This window comes from Paenalcaligenes hominis (assembly GCF_011927625.1).
GTDB classification, from domain to species: domain Bacteria; phylum Pseudomonadota; class Gammaproteobacteria; order Burkholderiales; family Burkholderiaceae_B; genus Paenalcaligenes; species Paenalcaligenes hominis.
Window position 1 is genome coordinate 317,149 of the sequence record NZ_JAATIZ010000001.1, and the last position, 17,963, is coordinate 335,111.

At 50.8% G+C, this 17,963-nt stretch carries 13 protein-coding genes; 5 read left to right on the forward strand and 8 right to left on the reverse strand.

The window, feature by feature from the left end; genetic code table 11:
* Positions 1 to 15: 15 nt before the first annotated feature.
* The 3 genes from GGR41_RS01510 to GGR41_RS01520 form a co-directional block, all read right to left on the reverse strand.
* On the reverse strand, positions 16 to 258 hold the full coding sequence (locus GGR41_RS01510; RefSeq protein WP_077733476.1) for a hypothetical protein: 243 nt from the start codon (positions 256 to 258) through the stop codon (positions 16 to 18).
* 67 nt (positions 259 to 325) lie between these two features.
* A complete protein-coding gene (locus GGR41_RS01515; RefSeq protein ID WP_167660327.1) occupies positions 326 to 1,633 on the reverse strand; it encodes a Y-family DNA polymerase in 1,308 nt (435 codons plus the stop codon).
* Positions 1,597 to 2,025 carry a LexA family protein gene (locus GGR41_RS01520; protein ID WP_167660328.1) on the reverse strand — a complete coding sequence of 143 codons (429 nt, stop codon included), beginning with the start codon at positions 2,023 to 2,025 and terminating at the stop codon, positions 1,597 to 1,599. The genes GGR41_RS01515 and GGR41_RS01520 overlap by 37 nt, the downstream gene beginning before the upstream one ends.
* A 403-nt stretch (positions 2,026 to 2,428) precedes the next feature.
* Here GGR41_RS01520 and msrAB point away from each other — a divergent pair, with 403 nt between their 5' ends.
* Entirely contained in the window at positions 2,429 to 3,919 is a 1,491-nt protein-coding gene (gene msrAB / locus GGR41_RS01525) for a bifunctional peptide-methionine (S)-S-oxide reductase MsrA/peptide-methionine (R)-S-oxide reductase MsrB (protein ID WP_209279711.1), read from the forward strand.
* A 22-nt stretch (positions 3,920 to 3,941) separates the two neighbouring features.
* Positions 3,942 to 4,715 (forward strand): 3-oxoacyl-ACP reductase, encoded by a 774-nt coding sequence (locus GGR41_RS01530; RefSeq protein WP_167660330.1) that lies wholly within the window; start codon positions 3,942 to 3,944, stop codon positions 4,713 to 4,715.
* A 59-nt stretch (positions 4,716 to 4,774) separates the two neighbouring features.
* Here GGR41_RS01530 and GGR41_RS01535 read toward each other — a convergent pair whose 3' ends face one another.
* The 5 genes from GGR41_RS01535 to GGR41_RS01555 form a co-directional block, all read right to left on the reverse strand.
* Complete coding sequence (locus tag GGR41_RS01535; RefSeq protein WP_167660331.1) at positions 4,775 to 5,848, reverse strand: ABC transporter ATP-binding protein; 1,074 nt, start codon at positions 5,846 to 5,848, stop codon at positions 4,775 to 4,777.
* Positions 5,845 to 7,611: an ABC transporter permease gene (locus GGR41_RS01540; protein WP_167660332.1), complete on the reverse strand. Its 1,767-nt coding sequence runs from the start codon at positions 7,609 to 7,611 to the stop codon at positions 5,845 to 5,847. Before GGR41_RS01540 ends, GGR41_RS01535 begins: the two co-directional genes overlap by 4 nt.
* A gap of 73 nt (positions 7,612 to 7,684) precedes the next feature.
* On the reverse strand, positions 7,685 to 8,782 hold the full coding sequence (locus GGR41_RS01545) for an ABC transporter substrate-binding protein (protein ID WP_167660333.1): 1,098 nt from the start codon (positions 8,780 to 8,782) through the stop codon (positions 7,685 to 7,687).
* 86 nt (positions 8,783 to 8,868) lie between these two features.
* A complete protein-coding gene (locus GGR41_RS01550) occupies positions 8,869 to 11,328 on the reverse strand; it encodes a sensor histidine kinase (RefSeq protein WP_167660334.1) in 2,460 nt (819 codons plus the stop codon).
* Complete coding sequence (locus GGR41_RS01555) at positions 11,325 to 11,999, reverse strand: response regulator transcription factor (RefSeq protein ID WP_077733467.1); 675 nt, start codon at positions 11,997 to 11,999, stop codon at positions 11,325 to 11,327. The genes GGR41_RS01550 and GGR41_RS01555 overlap by 4 nt, the downstream gene beginning before the upstream one ends.
* Before the next feature lie 108 nt (positions 12,000 to 12,107).
* Between GGR41_RS01555 and GGR41_RS01560 the strand changes: the two genes are divergently transcribed.
* The 3 genes from GGR41_RS01560 (at position 12,108) to GGR41_RS01570 (ending at position 17,935) form a co-directional block, all read left to right on the forward strand.
* Positions 12,108 to 13,043 carry a LysR family transcriptional regulator gene (locus GGR41_RS01560; RefSeq protein WP_167660335.1) on the forward strand — a complete coding sequence of 312 codons (936 nt, stop codon included), beginning with the start codon at positions 12,108 to 12,110 and terminating at the stop codon, positions 13,041 to 13,043.
* A gap of 169 nt (positions 13,044 to 13,212) precedes the next feature.
* Positions 13,213 to 16,872, forward strand: a complete 3,660-nt coding sequence (locus GGR41_RS01565; protein WP_167660336.1) for a hydantoinase B/oxoprolinase family protein — start codon at positions 13,213 to 13,215, stop codon at positions 16,870 to 16,872.
* 94 nt (positions 16,873 to 16,966) lie between these two features.
* On the forward strand, positions 16,967 to 17,935 hold the full coding sequence (locus GGR41_RS01570; RefSeq protein WP_167660337.1) for a TRAP transporter substrate-binding protein: 969 nt from the start codon (positions 16,967 to 16,969) through the stop codon (positions 17,933 to 17,935).
* Positions 17,936 to 17,963 lie beyond the last annotated feature (28 nt).

The following is a 17,963-nucleotide window of genomic DNA, read 5'->3' on the forward strand; positions in this document are numbered from 1 at the left end:
AGTCTGATAAAAGATTTAATTATCCAATGTTAGTTGGGCCTTTTCACGGCATTGATCCCAATTAGCACCTTGAGAGTAATGTTTCAACCATTCAAGCCCGGTTTGCTGGATACTAATGGCTTGGTCGCTATCTATTTCCATATCCATTTTCTCTGCTAGACGAACAATAGCGTCTACATCATTTAAGGTGGCAGTGGCGTGTTGTTCGTCGGGAGCCTGCTGAATAATATGATCCAGAATTCCAAATAATGAACGCATGCATTAGTCTCCTTGAAAGGATAATAGAGCGTTCTATTCTATAGGTAAATCTAGAGTTAAGCTCAGGCTAATTACAATTCAGTATGGCCAGTTGATTCCAGTCAGTGGTGAAGTTAGGGCTTTTGAAGTGCTGACGCATTTGCCACGGTGCAGGGCGCTGTACCAGCGTGGAGGCCGGCCCAATACGATTTTGCCCATAACGTAGATTGATCTGATCAAGGGTTTGCATGAGTTTGTGGTGCGAGTTGGCACAGGACGTTTGGGTGGAAAACAACTGACCTTGCCGTGGGGTGGGCTGATAGGGGCTGAGTTCCAGCAAACACACACCCGCCTTCGCATAACGAATGCCCGGCTGATAAATACGGTCAAGGGCATGGTGCACCACACGCAGTAATTGCAATGTGCTTTGGGTGGGGTGCAGCAAAGGTACCACCAACGAGCCCGCATACGGCGGCCCGTTGTGATAGCGGCCACTGCGTATAAACACATACACGGCTTGGGTTTGACTGTGTTGCAGCCGCAGCTTTTCAGCGGCACGAGTGGTAAAGGTAGCAAGTGCTTGGGCGAGATCGGCCTTGGTATACACGGCATCGCCGAAAGAACGCGAACACATGACTTGCTGGCGAGGGGCAGGTAATACGTCTAAATCCAGACAAGGCACCCCGGCGAGCTCTTGGGCGGTTTGCGCCAACACAATAGAAAAGCGCCGCTGTAGCCACTGGGACGAGGTTTGAGCTAAGTCAGCTGCCGTGTGGATGCCTAAGGCATGCAGTTTAGGCCCCAGCTGGTGGCCAATGCCCCACACATCGCCGACGGCCACATGGCGTAACGCCCGCCACAGAGCGGGTGGGTCTAAAGGGCTAAGATCGCACACACCCTGAAGGCGGGGCAGTTGTTTAGCAAGATGATTGGCTACCTTGGCAAGGGTTTTGGTGGCGCCAATACCGACAGAAGTAGGGATCCCAATCCAGCGCCAGGTTCGTTGTTGAATAGCTAGACCCAGTTCGCGCCCTGATTGGGGCTGACCACTGAGATCAAGAAAGGACTCGTCAATGGAGTAGATTTCCTGATGAGGCGTGAACTGAGAAAAAATGCTCATCATGCGTTGGCTTATATCGCCATATAAACTGAAATTGGCGGAACGCACGATTAAGCCATGTTGCTGCACGAGATGTTGAATTTGGAACCAAGGCGCACCCATGCGTATGCCTAGGGCTTTGGCTTCGGCGGTACGTGCGATGGCGCAGCCATCATTATTAGATAACACGACCAATGGGCGTTGGGCATACTGGGGTTGAAGCACACGTTCGCATGAGCAATAAAAACTATTGCCATCGACTAAGGCAATACGTGATGGTGTTTTTTGAATGTCCATGTCACCACCCCCCAAATGTGAAGCTGTTGTTGGTCTTTGAGCTCGATAGGAGCAAAGTCAGGATTAGCGCTAAGCAACTGAAGTCGATTGTGTTTTTGGTAGAGTTGTTTCAGCGTGAATTCGTTATCGATAATAGCGACGACTAGGTTGCCGTGTTTGGGCGTTAGGGAGCGATCGATAATGACATAGTCGCCATCATCAATACCCATATCGCGCATTGATGTGCCGCGAATACGCATAAAAAAAGTGGCTTCGGGCTGACGAATGAGCAGCGTATTGAGGTCTACACGTGGCTGGTAAAAGTCTTCGGCAGGGCTAGGGAAGCCGCCTTGGACGGTGGCCGATACAAACCAAAGCGAACGGGTAGAGGCATCAAAGGGTTGCGGTGTCATGGCGTAAAAATAACTGTTTGTTTATACAGTATTTTAGGGCTTTTTCTCTGAAGGTCAAGCCTTAACCTGACCGGGGTGTACACCTTGAGCTTTACGACAAGGCAGAGAGCCTCATAATTCATTAACTATTATGGAACCATCGTCTGCGTCAGACAGTCTATGTAATAGAGGCGGCCGCAGTAAAATAGGTTCTGGTCGAGCGCGCTAGGCAGAGCGCCATCGCTTTTGCAATGTACAGCGCCACTCTACACACATCGATTGACCTAGTTTGACAAGCTACAATCCATGTGCCATAACCCAATAAATGCCAAGCAAATTTTGCAGGAACATCCCTATGAGGCGTGCTTTATCTTTCCCACTCATTAGTCTAAAAATCGTGAGTGCTTTTTTAGCGTGGTGCTTTATGTTTACTTCATCCTCTGTACAAGCTCAGGCATCAACCGATGCACTTTATACCTCACTGCAGCAACTTCCCCATCTAGGAGCCGAAACAGTTGTGTTAGACCCCAACAAACCCACATTGGTCAAGCTCTGGGCTAGTTGGTGCCCACTATGCTTATCCGAACTGGAAATGACCGAAAGCTGGGTAAAACAGGCCAATTTAGACGCTAATTTAGTAACGGTGGTATCGCCCGGTCAACTGGGTGAAAAAAACCGTGCTGATTTCGAAGCGTGGTTTCAAGGCTTACCGTACCAGCAGCTCCCCGTATTGATGGATACCGAAGGGCACCTAGTTCAACAATTAGGGGTGCGCGGTTATCCCAGCTGGGCGGTGATCGGTACCGATGGCACGGTACAGCGCGTAGTCAAAGGGTCTATTACCTATAGCCAAGCCCAACAGCTGGTGCTTGACCCTCAGGCCGACTTAAAGGCCGCCCAAGTCGTTGCGCCGCAAGCCAAAGCCCAACCTGCCAGCGCCGCCCAAAGCAAAACCATTTACCTAGCGGGTGGGTGTTTCTGGGGCGTAGAAGCCTATTTTGAACGCATTAATGGGGTAGTGGATGCGGTGTCGGGTTATGCAAATGGCACCACGGCTAATCCCCGTTACGAAGACGTTATTTACCGCAACACGGGTCATGCTGAAACCGTCAAAGTGGTCTATGACCCAAACATCATCAGTTTGCACGATATTCTTTGGCATTTCTTCCGCATTATTGATCCCACTACCTTAAACAAACAAGGCAATGATCGTGGTACGCAGTATCGTACAGGCATTTACAGCACAGACCCCGCCGACCAAGCCGTAGCGCAAGCGGCGTTGGCGCAATTACAAGCTGAATACCGTCAGCCCATCGTGGTAGAAAACGAAGCGCTTACCCATTTCTACGAGGCCGAGGACTACCATCAAGACTATTTAACTAAAAACCCGAATGGCTATTGCCATGTGGATTTAAACTTAGCTAACAAGCCATTAGCTGCACCCGCAGCCGTTACACCCGTGTTTGATCCTAAACAATTTACGAAACCGTCAGCCGACCAGTTGCGCCAGCAGCTAAGCTCATTAGAATACCAAGTCACCCAACAAAGTGGCACCGAGCGCGCTTTTAGTCATGAGTACGATGCCCTCTTTGAGCCCGGCTTGTACGTGGATCGGGTCAGTGGCGAGCCCTTATTTAGTTCTACGGATAAATACGATTCAGGGTGCGGTTGGCCCAGCTTTGTGAAGCCCATTCGCCCTGATGCCGTGACCGAGCACGAGGACTTAAGCTACAACATGCGTCGTATCGAGGTGCGTAGCGCGTTAGCGGATTCGCACTTGGGCCATGTTTTCCCAGATGGGCCCAAAGACCGAGGCGGTTTGCGATATTGCATCAATGGGGCTAGTTTGCGCTTTATTCCTGCGGCTCAGATGACAGCACAGGGCTACGCGCCGTGGTTGGATTTGGTTCAATAACCGCTTAATTTCAAGGAGCCTTATGTCTACCTCTATACCCTTAGAGCAACAAGTGGTGTTAATTACCGGTGCAGCCCGAGGGCTGGGCGCCGAGTTATCGCGTGTGTTTCTCGAGCAGGGCGCACGCGTGATTGTAAATTACTTTCAAAGTGCCGAGGCAGCGCAACGTCTGGTCGCTGCCCACCCTCAGCAGGCATTTGCTTATCAAGCGGATGTCACCGATGTGGCTCAAGTCCAGGCTATGCTGACCGCAGCGCAAGCGCATTTTCAAGCCCCTTGCACCACCATTGTGAACAATGCGTTGCCCACTTTTGAATTCAATGGGGATGCACGTCCGCATGTGGACACGTTGACGTGGCATAATTTGCATCAGCAAATGCATGGCATTGTGGCGGGAGCCTTGCACACGGTTCAAGCCGCATTGCCTGGGATGAAAGCGGCTGGCTTTGGGCGAGTCATCAATATCGGTACCAATCTGTTCCAAAACCCAGTGGTGCCTTATCACGATTACACCGCAGCCAAAGCCGCCTTACTTTCTCTAACGCGCACCTTGGCGCATGAGCTCGGCGAATACGGCATTAATGTCAATATGATTTCTGGCGGATTATTGCGAACCACGGATGCCTCGGCGGCCACCCCCGAGGCCGTCTTTGATTTGATTGCGGCCAGTACGCCATTGCGACGCGTCACCACTCCGCACGAGTTTGCACAGGCTGCGTTGCTATTTGCTAGCCCGTGGTCAAGCGCTGTGACAGGCCAAAACTTGATTGTGGATGGAGGCCTAGTTAAAGGTTAACCGTCGTCTAGACCTAGCACCTCTGCCATTAACTGATGTGTTAAGGGCAGAGGTTTTTTTTAGCCAGCGTAGACCCAAAGTTGCTCGGTAGGGAACTCGACAAAGTAGCGCCCGGGCCCTAATGGCTTAGAGCCAAACGCACGCAGCTGAGTGTGGGTATCTTCGTAGGTATGACGAAACACGTATTCCCACTTATCGCCTAGGTACATGCTGGTGCTAAGGTTAAGTGCTAAGCTATTTGGCACAGCGTGTTCATGCACGATAGCTTGCTCCACGCGACAGACGGCTTGTGCCATGCTGTCTGGGGCTAAGTCATGTTGAGTACTGCCCCACAACCGATGACCGTAAAAGTCTAATTCTGCCTGATGGCCTTCAGTGCGTATCACCTTGGCTGGCAGCCGGTTGTTACTGCCCATGAACTCCGCCGTATAAAGCGTTTCTGGCCGACTATAAATGGCTTCGGGTGTGCCTTGCTGTTCGATAGTGCCTTGGTTTAACAGCAAAATACGATCCGAGATAGCCATGGCCTCGTGTTGGTCGTGTGTGACCAACAAGGCAGAAATGTTCAGCTCTAGAATCAGTTCACGTAAAAACGAACGGGCTTCCTCACGCAGTTTGGCGTCTAAGTTAGACAGGGGTTCATCAAGCAGCATCACGGGTGGGTTATACACCAAAGCTCGTGCAATCGCGACGCGTTGTTGCTGACCGCCTGATAACTGGTTGGGATAGCGACTTTGTAAACCACCTAGCCCGAGCTGGTCTAACACCGCATCGACTTTCTCTTTAATGTGGCTTTTGCTTTCCTTGCGCAATTGCAACGGGTAGGCCACATTGTCAAACACCGTTTTGTGGGGCCAGAGGGCGTACGATTGAAAGACCAAACCCAGATTACGTTGTTCGGCGGCGACCTCAAGTTTTTGTGCGCTGTCATAAACGGTGTTGTTCGAGATGTGGATGGAGCCGGTATGCGGTTGCTCGAGCCCGGCCACAGCACGAAGCAAGGTAGTTTTTCCACTCCCTGACGCGCCGAGCAGTGAAACCACTTCGCCTTTAGCAATGCTGAGCGACACCCCTTTTAAAACGGGGTTGTCCCCGTAAGCAAGATGGATGTTATTAACTATTAACTCACTCATCGTAATTTCACTCCAAAGCGTAATGCTATGGCTAAGCCGATAACAACTAAAACAATATTAATAAAGGAAAGGGCAGCCACAATATCAATGGCACCCGTGGCCCATAAAGACACCAACATAGACCCAATGGTTTCTGTGCCGGGGGTAAGCAAATACACCCCAGTGGAATACTCACGCTCAAAGATTAAAAACATCAAGAGCCACGAGCTGATTAAGCCAAAACGAGCTAATGGAATCGTAATGTGGCGTGTGACTTGGGAAGGCTTAGCACCGGCGCTGCGCGCTGCCTCCTCAAGCTCAGGGCCAACCTGTAGCAACGTAGAGGAAATCAATCGCAAGCCATACGCCATCCACACCACGCTATAGGCGAGCCACACACTAAAAATAGTGCTGCGCAGCGTACGTATTGGGTCAATGAACACGGCTTTGATCGTGTCTTTAAAGGGCAAAAACGACAACCACCCTTTGGTGAGTGCGCCCTCTAGCCACATAGGCACAAATAAAAACACCCATAAGAAAGCCAAACCGGCTAATAAACCGGGTACGGCACGGGGTACAAGCACGCTGTAATCCAAAAAGCGTGTCACGTTATCGGGTTTACGGTGCATAGCCAAACCAATAAAGGTATAGGCAGCCACGGCTAAGGCACCCCCAAATACGCCAATGAGAACCGAGTTTAAAATGGCACGCATTAAATTGGTTTGCGAGAAAACCTGAGTAAACGCATTCACAGACAACACATCAAACAGTGATACGCCAAAGCCCCAGTTGGAAACAAAGGCGCGCAACACAATGCCAGACAAAGGCAAAATAATAGCGAGGAAAAGCCAGATACCCACCACTAAAGCTGCAACCCAACGCCAACGCCCAAGTGGTAAAACACGGGCTTGCGTGGCTTTGCCTTTCAAGGTGACAAAGCGGTTCGCATTATGCATGAGCCGACGTTGCAGCATCACCAGAGGAATGGTCATGGCAATTAACACCATGGCTACAGCCGCCATCAGGTGATAAGACGGAATCCCAAGCTTGTTTGTTAGTTTGTATAAATACGTAGCTAAGACGAGGTTGCCTTCGGGGTCACCCAGTACCAGCACCAAGCCAAAGACCTCAAGCCCCAGGAAAAAGAGCAGTACCGTGGCATATAAAATAGCAGGGCGCACCATAGGCAAACTGACCGTGCGCATGACTTGCCATGGGTTAGCCCCCGCTACACGTGCGGCTTCTTCTACATCTGAGCCCATGCTGCGCAAGGCAGCAGAAATATACAAATACGCATGCGGTACATGAGTAAGCCCCGCAATAATGACAATACTGGTAAACGAATACACGTTCCAAGGAACAGAGCCAATGAGCTCTTGGGTCCACACGGAAAAAAAGCCCACTGGGCCCGCCGCCACAATATAGCCAAAACCTAGCACCATAGGCGAAACAAAAATGGGCACTAAGATCAGCGGCTCGAGCCAACGCCGCCCGGGCAAGTCGGTGCGGGTAATCAAAAACGCCAATACGCCCCCTAGGGGAATAGAAATAATGGCCAACCCAAATGCCATATAAAACCCACTGCGTAAGGCTTTATAAAAGTCAGGGTCGTCAAAAATAAATCGAAACGCATCCAGCCCCAATGATTTGTTGGGGGCGAAAAAAGGTTGATCTAAAAAACTTTGATAAACAATGAGGCTAAGTGGCAAATAAATAGCCAAAGCCGTCAGCAAAACCACCACAAAGCGTGGCATGCGTTGCCAAGTGTGTTGCAGGGTGCGCATGAAAAGCTCCTAAAGAAAACCAACCCAACGCAGGGTTGGGGTGGTTTTCGTTAATACATAAAGCGTTAAGGGCTTATTTGTTTGCGGCAGCGCGCCAGTTTTTAATGAACTCGAGGCGCTCTTTGGGTTCGAGGAATTTGAGTAAGCTATCGCTAACGGGGATAGGTGTGATGGCTTTACCGAGTTTTTTCTCCATGCCATCCAAATCGTTGTCACCTTCGACGTCAGCACGTATAGAGGCCAAATCAGATTGATTGGCTAATACGTTTTGGCCATTGTTAGAGAGCATAAAGTCTAGAAATACACGGGCGGCTTCGGGGTTGTGCGCACGCTCGCTAATAAAGGCGATGCGTGACAGCACTAGCGTGTAGTCCTCGGGGTAGGCCACACCGATGGAGGTGTCCGTGCGGGCACGGGTCTCGGCGTAGGAGCCAAGGATGTTATAGCCAATTAGGTTTTCACCAGAAGAAACGCGTTCCATCATGGTGCCGGTGGATGACTGTAATACCAAGTTGGCTGACCCGACGCCTTTAATAAAATCGAGGTAGGTCTTGTTATGAATGCTGTCTTGAGCCGCTAGCATGTAACCCACGGCAGACTTTTCAATGTCGTAGGTCGTGACTTTATTACGGAAACGATCCGTGTTGTCAGATACAAGTTTAGCTAGACCCTCATGAGAAGTAGGCACCTCTTCGGCTTTGATTAAGCGTGTATTGTAAATAAAAGCCGTGGGCTCAAATGTGGTGCCATAAGCACGGCTATTCCATGAGGCCCAGTCCGGTAAGGAAGGGGTTTCTGGCGAGGTGTATTCGGCGGCGTATTGGGTGGCTAGCTGCATGGCCGAGTCCATGGCCGAGCTCCATACAATGTCTGCACTGTTTGCGCCCGATGCTTGTTCACTGATGAAGCGGTTGTACAGCTCGGTGCTGTTCATGTCGTGGTATTCCACCTTGATGCCAGGGAACTGCTGCTCAAAGGCTTTAAGCAACGGATCCGCCGCTTTGGTATCAGTGGTGGAATAAACAATGACCTTGCCTTGTTTTTCGGCAGCGGTGGTTAACTCCTTGTAGCTGTCAGGATACGAATCCGGCGTGACCGCCCATGCGGCAGAGGCCGCAAACACACTGGCCACAGCCAAGCTTAACGTACTGAACGATAGCGATTTTTTCATGAATGTCTCCAATAGTTATTGTGGTAATGGGTATGACTCATCTCTATTATCTATTGGCTTGCTGTCATCAACCTGTCATGGAAGGGTTAAGGGGGCGTGTCGGTAATCAGGCGAATCCAGTTTTGAATAAATCGTTTTTTGCGGGTGCGATCGAGCCCCGCTAACAGACTGGGGGCAATACGAATGGGTTGAATGGGGGCAATCAGCGACTCGTATAAATGCTCTTCGGGCCAACTGTTGTCGCGATTTTTAATTAATGAACCCAGTTGAGCTTGTTGGGCAATATGCTGCTGGCCTGCATCGGAAAGGAGGTAATCGATAAACAGCCCAGCATAATGCGGCTGCGGGCTGTTTTTATGAATAAAAGCGGTGCGTGAAAACACCAATACATAGTCGTCGGGGATCACTACCTCAATGGCTGCCCCCGCTTGTTGTTTGGCAAGGGCGTAAGAACCCAGAACGTTATAGCCTGCATACAGCTCGCCCGAATCCACCCCGTCCAAAATTCCAGCCGTACTGGTGTAGAGTTTTGCTCCCACGCGTCCCAGTGCATTGGTCATTCCCCAAAAATTAGAAGACAGGCGCTCGTCAAATACCGCCAACAAATAGCCTAATCCACTGTGCTCAATATCGTAGGTGCCAATACGGTCGCGCCAGAACTGGGGCTGGTCTTCGATGTGCTGTAAAAACTCGGCCCGGGTTTTGGCTTTATAGTGATCGGGCAATTGAGTCTGATACACCAATACAATGGGCTCTAGCGTAAAGCCAAAAATTTTATTACGCCATTTAGCCCAGTCGGGCAGAGCAGTAGTGAGATCGGAATGATACGCCTGGGCATGGCCATCATTAACAAGCCGTACCTGTAGATCGGTGGCCGAGCTGATAATTAAATCAATGTCAGTTAATTGATGGGTGCTGACTTGGTGATAGAGTTCTTGGGTGTCAATTTCGGTGTAATGGATAGCAAGCTGCGGATGACGCTCAATAAACGCTTGGGCTAGCGAGCCGAAAATAGCGGTATCCGTCGGCCCTGCAATGCGTAAAGGGGTGGTGGCGCCATCTAGGGCATACCGGTGCGTCGTGGCCTGCGTGTCATGGCTAGGCAAAAATAACCCAAGGGCTAGCACGGCGGCAATCAGCCCGGTGCCTAATCCACCTTGAATAGGCGTAGTGGCTACCGCAGGCAATTGCACCCGCACTGTCAAGCCACTGCCGCTGCGACGGTCACGTAAATGCAAGGCCCCATGATGATGCGCAATCACTTGGGCGGCAATGCTCATGCCTAAGCCTGAACCAATCGTATTCGCACTGCTTTGACCACGGAAAAAGCGGGTGGTGACATGCTGTTTTTCTTCAGCGCTTAAACCTGGGCCTCGGTCTTGAATATCAATAACCACTTGCTTTTCATAATTGACATACACCCAAATTTCTACCGCCTCCAAGCTATATAGCAGCGCGTTTTCGATGAGGTTACGCACCATCTCCCGTAAGGCAATTTGGTCACCGTCTATCTGTAGGCGCTGAGCCGGGGGCGTAATATGAATACGCAAACGCGATTTTTGTTCTTCAAGCAAGCGTTGGCACGAATCACGAATTAAATCAGGCACTCGAATACGTTGATGCTCGGTGGTGTCTTGGCGGTGGGTAATGGTGGCATGCATTAAAAGCTGATGCACCAGTTGGCTTAGATCTTGGCTATGACGATGAATAGCATGCAGGGTGAGCTCGCGCTGAACCGGATCGTTTTCTTCAAGAGCGTCTTCCGTTTGGGCTTGGAGTAAAGCTAATGGGGTGCGGATTTGATGGGCCGCCTCGGCCACAAAATGCTGCTGGGTGGTGAGGGCCTTGCTTAGGCGCTGAATAAAGCTGTTTAAGGTGCTGATTAAGCCATGAATCTCAATCGGGGCGGGCGTACGAATGGGCTCTAAATTGGTGGGGGAGCGGGCTTCGATAGCTTGCTCTATCTGCGCCAATGGGCTTAGCGCATACCGAATACTAAACAAGATCAATAAAAAGGTAACGCCCACTAATAAAAACAGAGGCCGTAAACCCTGCAAAAATAACTGCGTACTTAATGCGTCGCGCGTAGAGAGTGTTTCGGCGACATATATGGTGGTCCAGCCCGAGCTAGCGGCTGAGCCCGTTGTAAAGCGTCCCACGCTGACCACACGCACCGTGGTGTCTTTATACGGCATGGTCATAAAGCTAGGGGTAGTACTGTGCACGAGGGGCAAGGCAAACGCCAAGTCATCGTACCCCGCTATGACTTGATTTTGATGGCGCACAGCAAAAAACAAGCGCTCATTTTGAGGCAGCAACGTCATTGCTGCAAAGGGGATTTCCACTTGCAACTCGCCCGCATCTTGTTGAATCGCATTCGCAATGGTCAGGGCCGACGCACTAAGCAGTTGATCGTAGGTACGTTGGGCGGCTTGGGTGGATTGTTGGTAGGTCACCCAGCTAAAGACGAGTGAACACAGCAAAAGTAAAAAGAGGGCAGCGCCTAAAATATTTTTCTTAATAGATAAATGGGTACGTGGCGTCATGGGGGCGGTATGAAATTAGCGCTATACCCTACGCCGCGAATGGTTTGGATTTCGAGCTGTAGGGGTTGCAGTTTACGGCGTAGCCGTGAAATATGAAGCTCGACGGCGTTGGTGGACGCTTCCTCATCAAAATTAAAGAGCTGCATCACCAACCGTTCTTTGGAAACGGTATGGTCTAACCGGCTGAGTAACAGCTCTAGCAAACAAAACTCGCGAATTCCAAAATCCACACTCTGGTCATTTACGCTAAGACGACGGCTTTTACTGTCGACTTGCAAAGCCCCTACCATATAGGTGTTGGAGGCTTGGCCTAAAGGACGCCGATGTAAGGCGCGAATACGCGCCTCGAGCTCGCGCAAATCAAAGGGTTTCACTAAGTAATCATCCGCCCCCAAATCAAGCATACTGACTTTGTCTTCGATTTCTGTGCGTGCCGTCATCACCAACACGGGCGTAGTAATATGTTGTTGGCGCAGCGACTCGAGAATGGAAAAGCCATCGTGCTCGGGCAGCATAATATCCAGCAACAATACATCCCACGAGCCATGCTCAATGTATTGCAATGCCGCGCTGCCCGTGGTGACCCATTCCACTACATGACCAGCACGTTGCAAACGCCGTTGGATAACCGCCCCCAGTTCGGGATGATCTTCAATTAATAATATACGCATGCTTACCTTTAGTTGTGGAGTATGATTTTATGAGGCCCACGCCATGAGGACACTAGGGGTAATCCTCGCTAGCGCCATAAAAGTAAACGCCCCTGTTTAGGAGTCGTCGTGAATTTGCGGTTTTTAGAAACCTTTGTTTGGGTAGCCCGGCTGGGTAGCTTTAGGGCGACAGCGAGCAAGCTGCACTTAACGCAAGCTGCTGTTTCTGGGCGGATGACCGCGTTGGAAACAGACCTGCAGACCAAGCTCTTTGTGCGTCAAGGGCGACAAATGCGGTTAAGTGGCGCAGGCAAAACCTTATTGCATCATGCCGAAGCTCTATTAAAAGCCGAGCAAGCGTTACGTTTGGACTTATCGGCTCCCGCCGAGCTACGAGGTCGTGTACGTGTAGGTGTGATGGAAACCATTGTGTACACGTGGTTTGGCGAGTTTCTGGCGCAGTTGCAAGCGCATCACCCCAATGTCGAGCTGGAAATTACCGTCGAGTCGAGCCGGCGGCTACATGGTTTGCTTAAAAGTGGTTTGATCGACGTCGCATTACAAACGCATCCCGTTATTGATAAAAACATCCGCAACGCCCCTTTGGGTAAATACCAAATGCGCTGGTTAGTGGCACAGGATGCGGCTAGCTTACCGACAACGCTTGCTCAGGTTATTCAAGACTGGACCATAGTGACCTTTCCACGGTATTCGCAGCCTCATTTGCAACTATTAGAGTTAGTAGAACAGCATGGCTTAAATGAGCCTTCCCGTATTCACTTTGCCTCATCCATCGAGGCTGCCTTGCAGTTACTGCGCACAGGGCAATGCATAGGGCTAATGCCCGCTACCTTGTTGCTCTCCGAAGCGCGACGTGCTCAATTTAAAGCGGTACGTCAATTGCCTGTACTCGAAGTCATGCATCTAGTCGTTAGCTGGCGTCCCGAGCCCGTCTATGCCACGATTTCTACCGTGATTGACCTGAGTTTAAAGGTGATGGATCAGTACGCTCAGAATCATTCTGATATTGTTACAGCCAGTGATGGATTCGTGTTTGTAGGCTAATTGGGGTTTATCCCCATTCTTGTGTTGATCTGACCGGTACAGGCATTGTTAATACTTGCCTTGTCAATTGATAACTTTTACTTATCAATTAAACCAGTAATTAGTTGCTTGATGTCTGCGTGCTAGCTACGCACACTAAGATACGGTTTAGGTTTTTATAGGGTTCATCATGCAGCGCTCTACAGATAGCACACACACAACAACACCTCAATGGCAGTTTTGGGTTGATCGAGGCGGTACCTTTACGGATATCGTCGCCAAAAGTCCCGAAGGCAATCTAGTCACACACAAGTTGTTATCTGATAATCCCGAGCAGTATGCCGATGCGGCATTGGCGGGAATTCGACATTTATTAGGTATTACCGCCGAGCAACCTATTCCAACGGATCGCATTGCTGCGGTCAAAATGGGTACTACCGTAGCGACCAATGCGCTGCTAGAGCGCAAGGGCGATGACACGGTGTTATTCATTACCGCAGGGTTTAAAGATGCGCTAAATATTGGGTATCAGGCGCGCCCTCAGTTATTTAATCGCCACATCGTCAAACCCGAGTTGCTGTATGGTCGTGTCGAAGAAGTACACGAGCGTGTGTTGGCGGATGGCACCGTGGAAAAAGCCCTAGAGCCGGCTCAAGTGAAACACCAATTACAAACCGCGTATAACGCCGGTTATCGCGCTCTCGCCATCGTATTGATGCATGCGTATCGTTACCACGAGCACGAACTCCATATTGCCGAGTGGGCCAAGGAAATCGGCTTTGAGCAGATTTCTGTTTCTCACCAGGTCAGCGCCTTAATGAAGCTGATTGGGCGCGGCGACACCACTGTTGTGGACGCGTACTTATCTCCCGTACTACGCCGGTACGTGAATCGCGTCGCCAGTGAACTGGATCAAGTCCGTCTGATGTTCATGCAATCCAATGGGGGCTTAACTGCCGCTGAACATTTTCAGGGTAAAGACGCCATTTTATCGGGGCCAGCTGGCGGTATTGTTGGCATGGCACGCATTGCCGCCGCCGTAGGTTCAGATCAATTAATTGGTTTTGATATGGGCGGTACCTCCACCGACGTCTCCCACTATGGGGGCCACTTTGAGCGTGTGTTTGAAACGGTCGTGGCGGGGGTGCGGTTACGTGCTCCCATGATGAATATTCACACCGTGGCTGCTGGTGGCGGCTCGATTGTGCATTTTGATGGGCATCGTATGCGCGTAGGGCCTCATTCGGCGGGCGCTTACCCTGGGCCGGTGGCCTACCGCAATGGCGGGCCGCTAACCGTTACCGATTGCAATGTCATGCTAGGCAAGTTGCAACCGCAATTCTTCCCACATATTTTTGGCCCGCAGGCCGACCAACCCTTGGATGTGAAATTAGTCCAAGAAAAATTTAACGCCATGGCGGCAGAGATCGCCGCGCAAACTGGGGTTGAGTCCAGCCCCGAGCAAATTGCCGAGGGGTTTATTCAGATTGCGGTCGCCAATATGGCCAACGCCGTAAAGAAAATCTCCATTGAGCGGGGCTACGACGTCAGCAAGTACACCCTAGTCTCTTTTGGCGGGGCAGGGGGCCAGCATGCGTGTTTGGTCGCCGATGCGTTAGGCATGAGCCGCGTGCTTATCCATCCTTTTGCGGGGGTGTTATCTGCCTATGGCATGGGCCTAGCCGATATCACGGCCATGCGAGAGATCAGCATGGAGGTAGAGCTCAAAGCAGAAAATCTTGGCGCTTGTGAAGCACGCTTGGCCGAATTAACAGAGCAGGCGGCTGCCGAAGTCGTGGCGCAAGGCGTAGACCCAACACAATTGCAGGTATTGCCACGTTTATTGGTGCGTTACGATGGCACGGACTCCGCATTGGTAGTGGACTTTGCTTCAATTGAAGCCATGCAAGAGCAATTTAACGAAGGTTACCTGCAGCGCTATAGCTTTTTAATGCGCGATAAGAAACTGATTGTAGAGGCTGCATCAGTAGAAGTGATTGGTCAAAGTGGCGAGGAGCTCGCCCGTTCTGCCGCCGATTTGGATCCCGTTGTGGCGGATACCCCCGAAGCCACTGTTGCCATGTTCACCCATGACACCACGCAAGCGACCCCTGTCTATAACCGCGATAAATTGGTCGCGGGCAATCGTGTGGTGGGGCCAGCCATTGTGTTTGATCAAAATGGCACCACAATTATTGAACCCGAATGGCAGCTGGATGTCTTAAGTGCAGGGGAAATGCTCTTAAGCCGAGTCAAACCCAAAGCCAAACAAGTCGCCATCGGCACCGATGTAGACCCGGTGATGCTCGAAATCTTTAATAACCTCTTTATGTCCATTGCCGAGCAAATGGGGGCGACGCTGGCGAATACGGCGTTCTCAGTCAATATTAAAGAACGCCTCGACTTTTCTTGTGCGCTGTTCGATGCCGAAGGTAATTTAATTGCTAATGCACCGCACATGCCCGTGCACTTAGGCTCTATGGGCGAAAGTATTAAAGCCGTGATTCAGAAAAACGCAGGCCAAATGCGCCCGGGTGATACCTATGTGCTTAATGACCCGTATAACGGTGGTACCCATTTACCCGATATTACGGTAGTGACCCCTATTTTTAACGATGCCCAAACAGAGATACTATTCTTTGTGGCATCGCGTGGTCACCATGCCGATGTAGGGGGGCTCACACCTGGCTCCATGCCCCCTGATAGCAAAACGGTAATGGACGAAGGCGTGCTGATTGATAATTTCAAACTGGTAGAAAAAGGCGAAATGCGGGCCGACGCCCTAAGCGAATTACTGCAAAGCGGTCCGTACCCCGCGCGCAATATCAGCCAAAACCTCGCCGACTTACGCGCTCAGATTGCTGCCAATGAAAAAGGCGCACAGGAGTTACACCGCATGGTGCAAACGTTCGGCCTAGACGTGGTGCAGGCTTACATGCAACATGTACAAAACAACGCCGAGGAATCCGTGCGTCGTGTGATTGATGTGCTTCAAGACGGGCATTTCCGTTACGAGCTCGACAACGGGGCGCACATCGAGGTAGCTGTTCGGGTGAACAAAGCCCAGCGTGGCGCCACCGTCGACTTTACCGGCACCTCGGCACAGCTTGAGAGCAACTTTAATGCCCCCAAGGCTGTGTGCCTAGCCGCCGTGTTATATGTATTCCGCACCTTGGTTAACGATGAAATTCCCATGAACCAGGGGTGCTTAAAACCTATCGAGGTCATCATCCCCGAAGGATGTATGCTCAATCCGTCTTATCCTGCCGCTACGGTAGCAGGCAACGTGGAAACCTCGCAGTGTATTACTGATGCGCTATATGGGGCATTGGGGGTAATGGCGGCTTCGCAAGGCACCATGAACAACTTTACCTTTGGCGATGAGCAGTACCAATACTATGAAACCATTGCCGGGGGCTCGGGCGCAGGGATGATCCTACATACCGATGGCACACACGAGGTATTTGATGGTACTGACGTGGTGCAAACCCACATGACTAACTCTCGATTAACCGACCCAGAAATCCTTGAGTGGCGCTATCCGGTTGTGCTCGAAGAGTTTTCCATTCGCCCAGACAGTGGGGGCTTAGGCCAAGGGGTAGGTGGCAATGGCGGCACCCGTCGTATTCGCTTTTTAACACCGATGACGGCTTCTATTTTGGCTAATCGTCGTCGTATCGCTCCTTTTGGGGCAGCAGGAGGCCAACCCGCCGAGGTTGGGTCTAATTACGTGGAGCGCGCCGACGGTTCCACAGAATCACTTGGTGCAACCGCTTCAGTACAAATGAAAGCAGGGGATGTGTTTGTGATTCATACTCCAGGTGGGGGTGGCTTTGGTCAAAGCAATTAATTTCTACTTGGGCTATAAACACTGTTTTTGTTTGTGATTTATTAATTAAAAAAGAATGACCTTAATCTCAGATTAAGTCCCTCACGGAGGAATTATGAAACTACATCAATACATGACTGCAGCCGCAGTGGTTGCCTGTTCCATGACAGCTGCCCACGCAGAATCGTGGCGCATGGCAACGGCCTACCCAGAAACGAACTTTCACACCGTCAACATTCAAGAGTTCGTGAATGAGATTAAAGACGCAACGGATGGCAAACTCGATATCACGGTCCATGCCAACGGTTCATTAATTCGTCCGGGCGAGCTAAAAAATGCGGTGCGTTCCCGCCAAGTAGAAACAGGCGAGTTCATTATTTCCGGTCTGGCCAATGAAAACCCCATCTTTGCTGTGGATTCTGTGCCTTTCCTAGCGGTGTCTTACGAGGACTCCGAAAAGTTGTATGAAATCACTAAACCCTATCTTGAAGACCTACTCGGTCGGCAAAATATGCAGTTGTTGTACTCGGTGGCTTGGCCGCCACAAGGGATGTACACCGACCGTGAAATCAACACTATTGATGACTTAAAAGGTTTGCGCATGCGTGCCTACAGCCCTCAAACCGAGCGTTTAGCGCAGCTTTCAGGCGCGGTGCCAACGCAAATTGAGGCCGCTGACTTAGCTCAAGCCTTTAGCACAGGCCGCGTCAACGCCATGATTACCTCGGCATCTACCGGGGTGAACTCCAGTGCTTGGGACTTCCTTAGCCATTACTACGATGTGGCTGCTTTCTTGCCTAAAAACGTGGTGGTCGTGAACAAGCGCAGCTTTGATGCACTCGACGACGAGACCAAGAAAGTGGTGTTGGACGCCGCCGCCAAAGCAGAAAAACGCGGTTGGGAGCGCTCACGTGAAGAGCGTGTCAAACAAACCAAGCTGCTCGAAGACAACGGCATTAAAGTGAGCTCGGGTAGTGATGAGCTACGTGCTGCTTTACTCGAAGTCGGTCAAAAAATGGCTGCTGAATGGAGTAAAGAGGCCGGCAAAGAAGGCGAAACCATTATTAACGCTTTCCAGCAATAATTAGTAAAAAAATAGAGGCGCAGTCGGT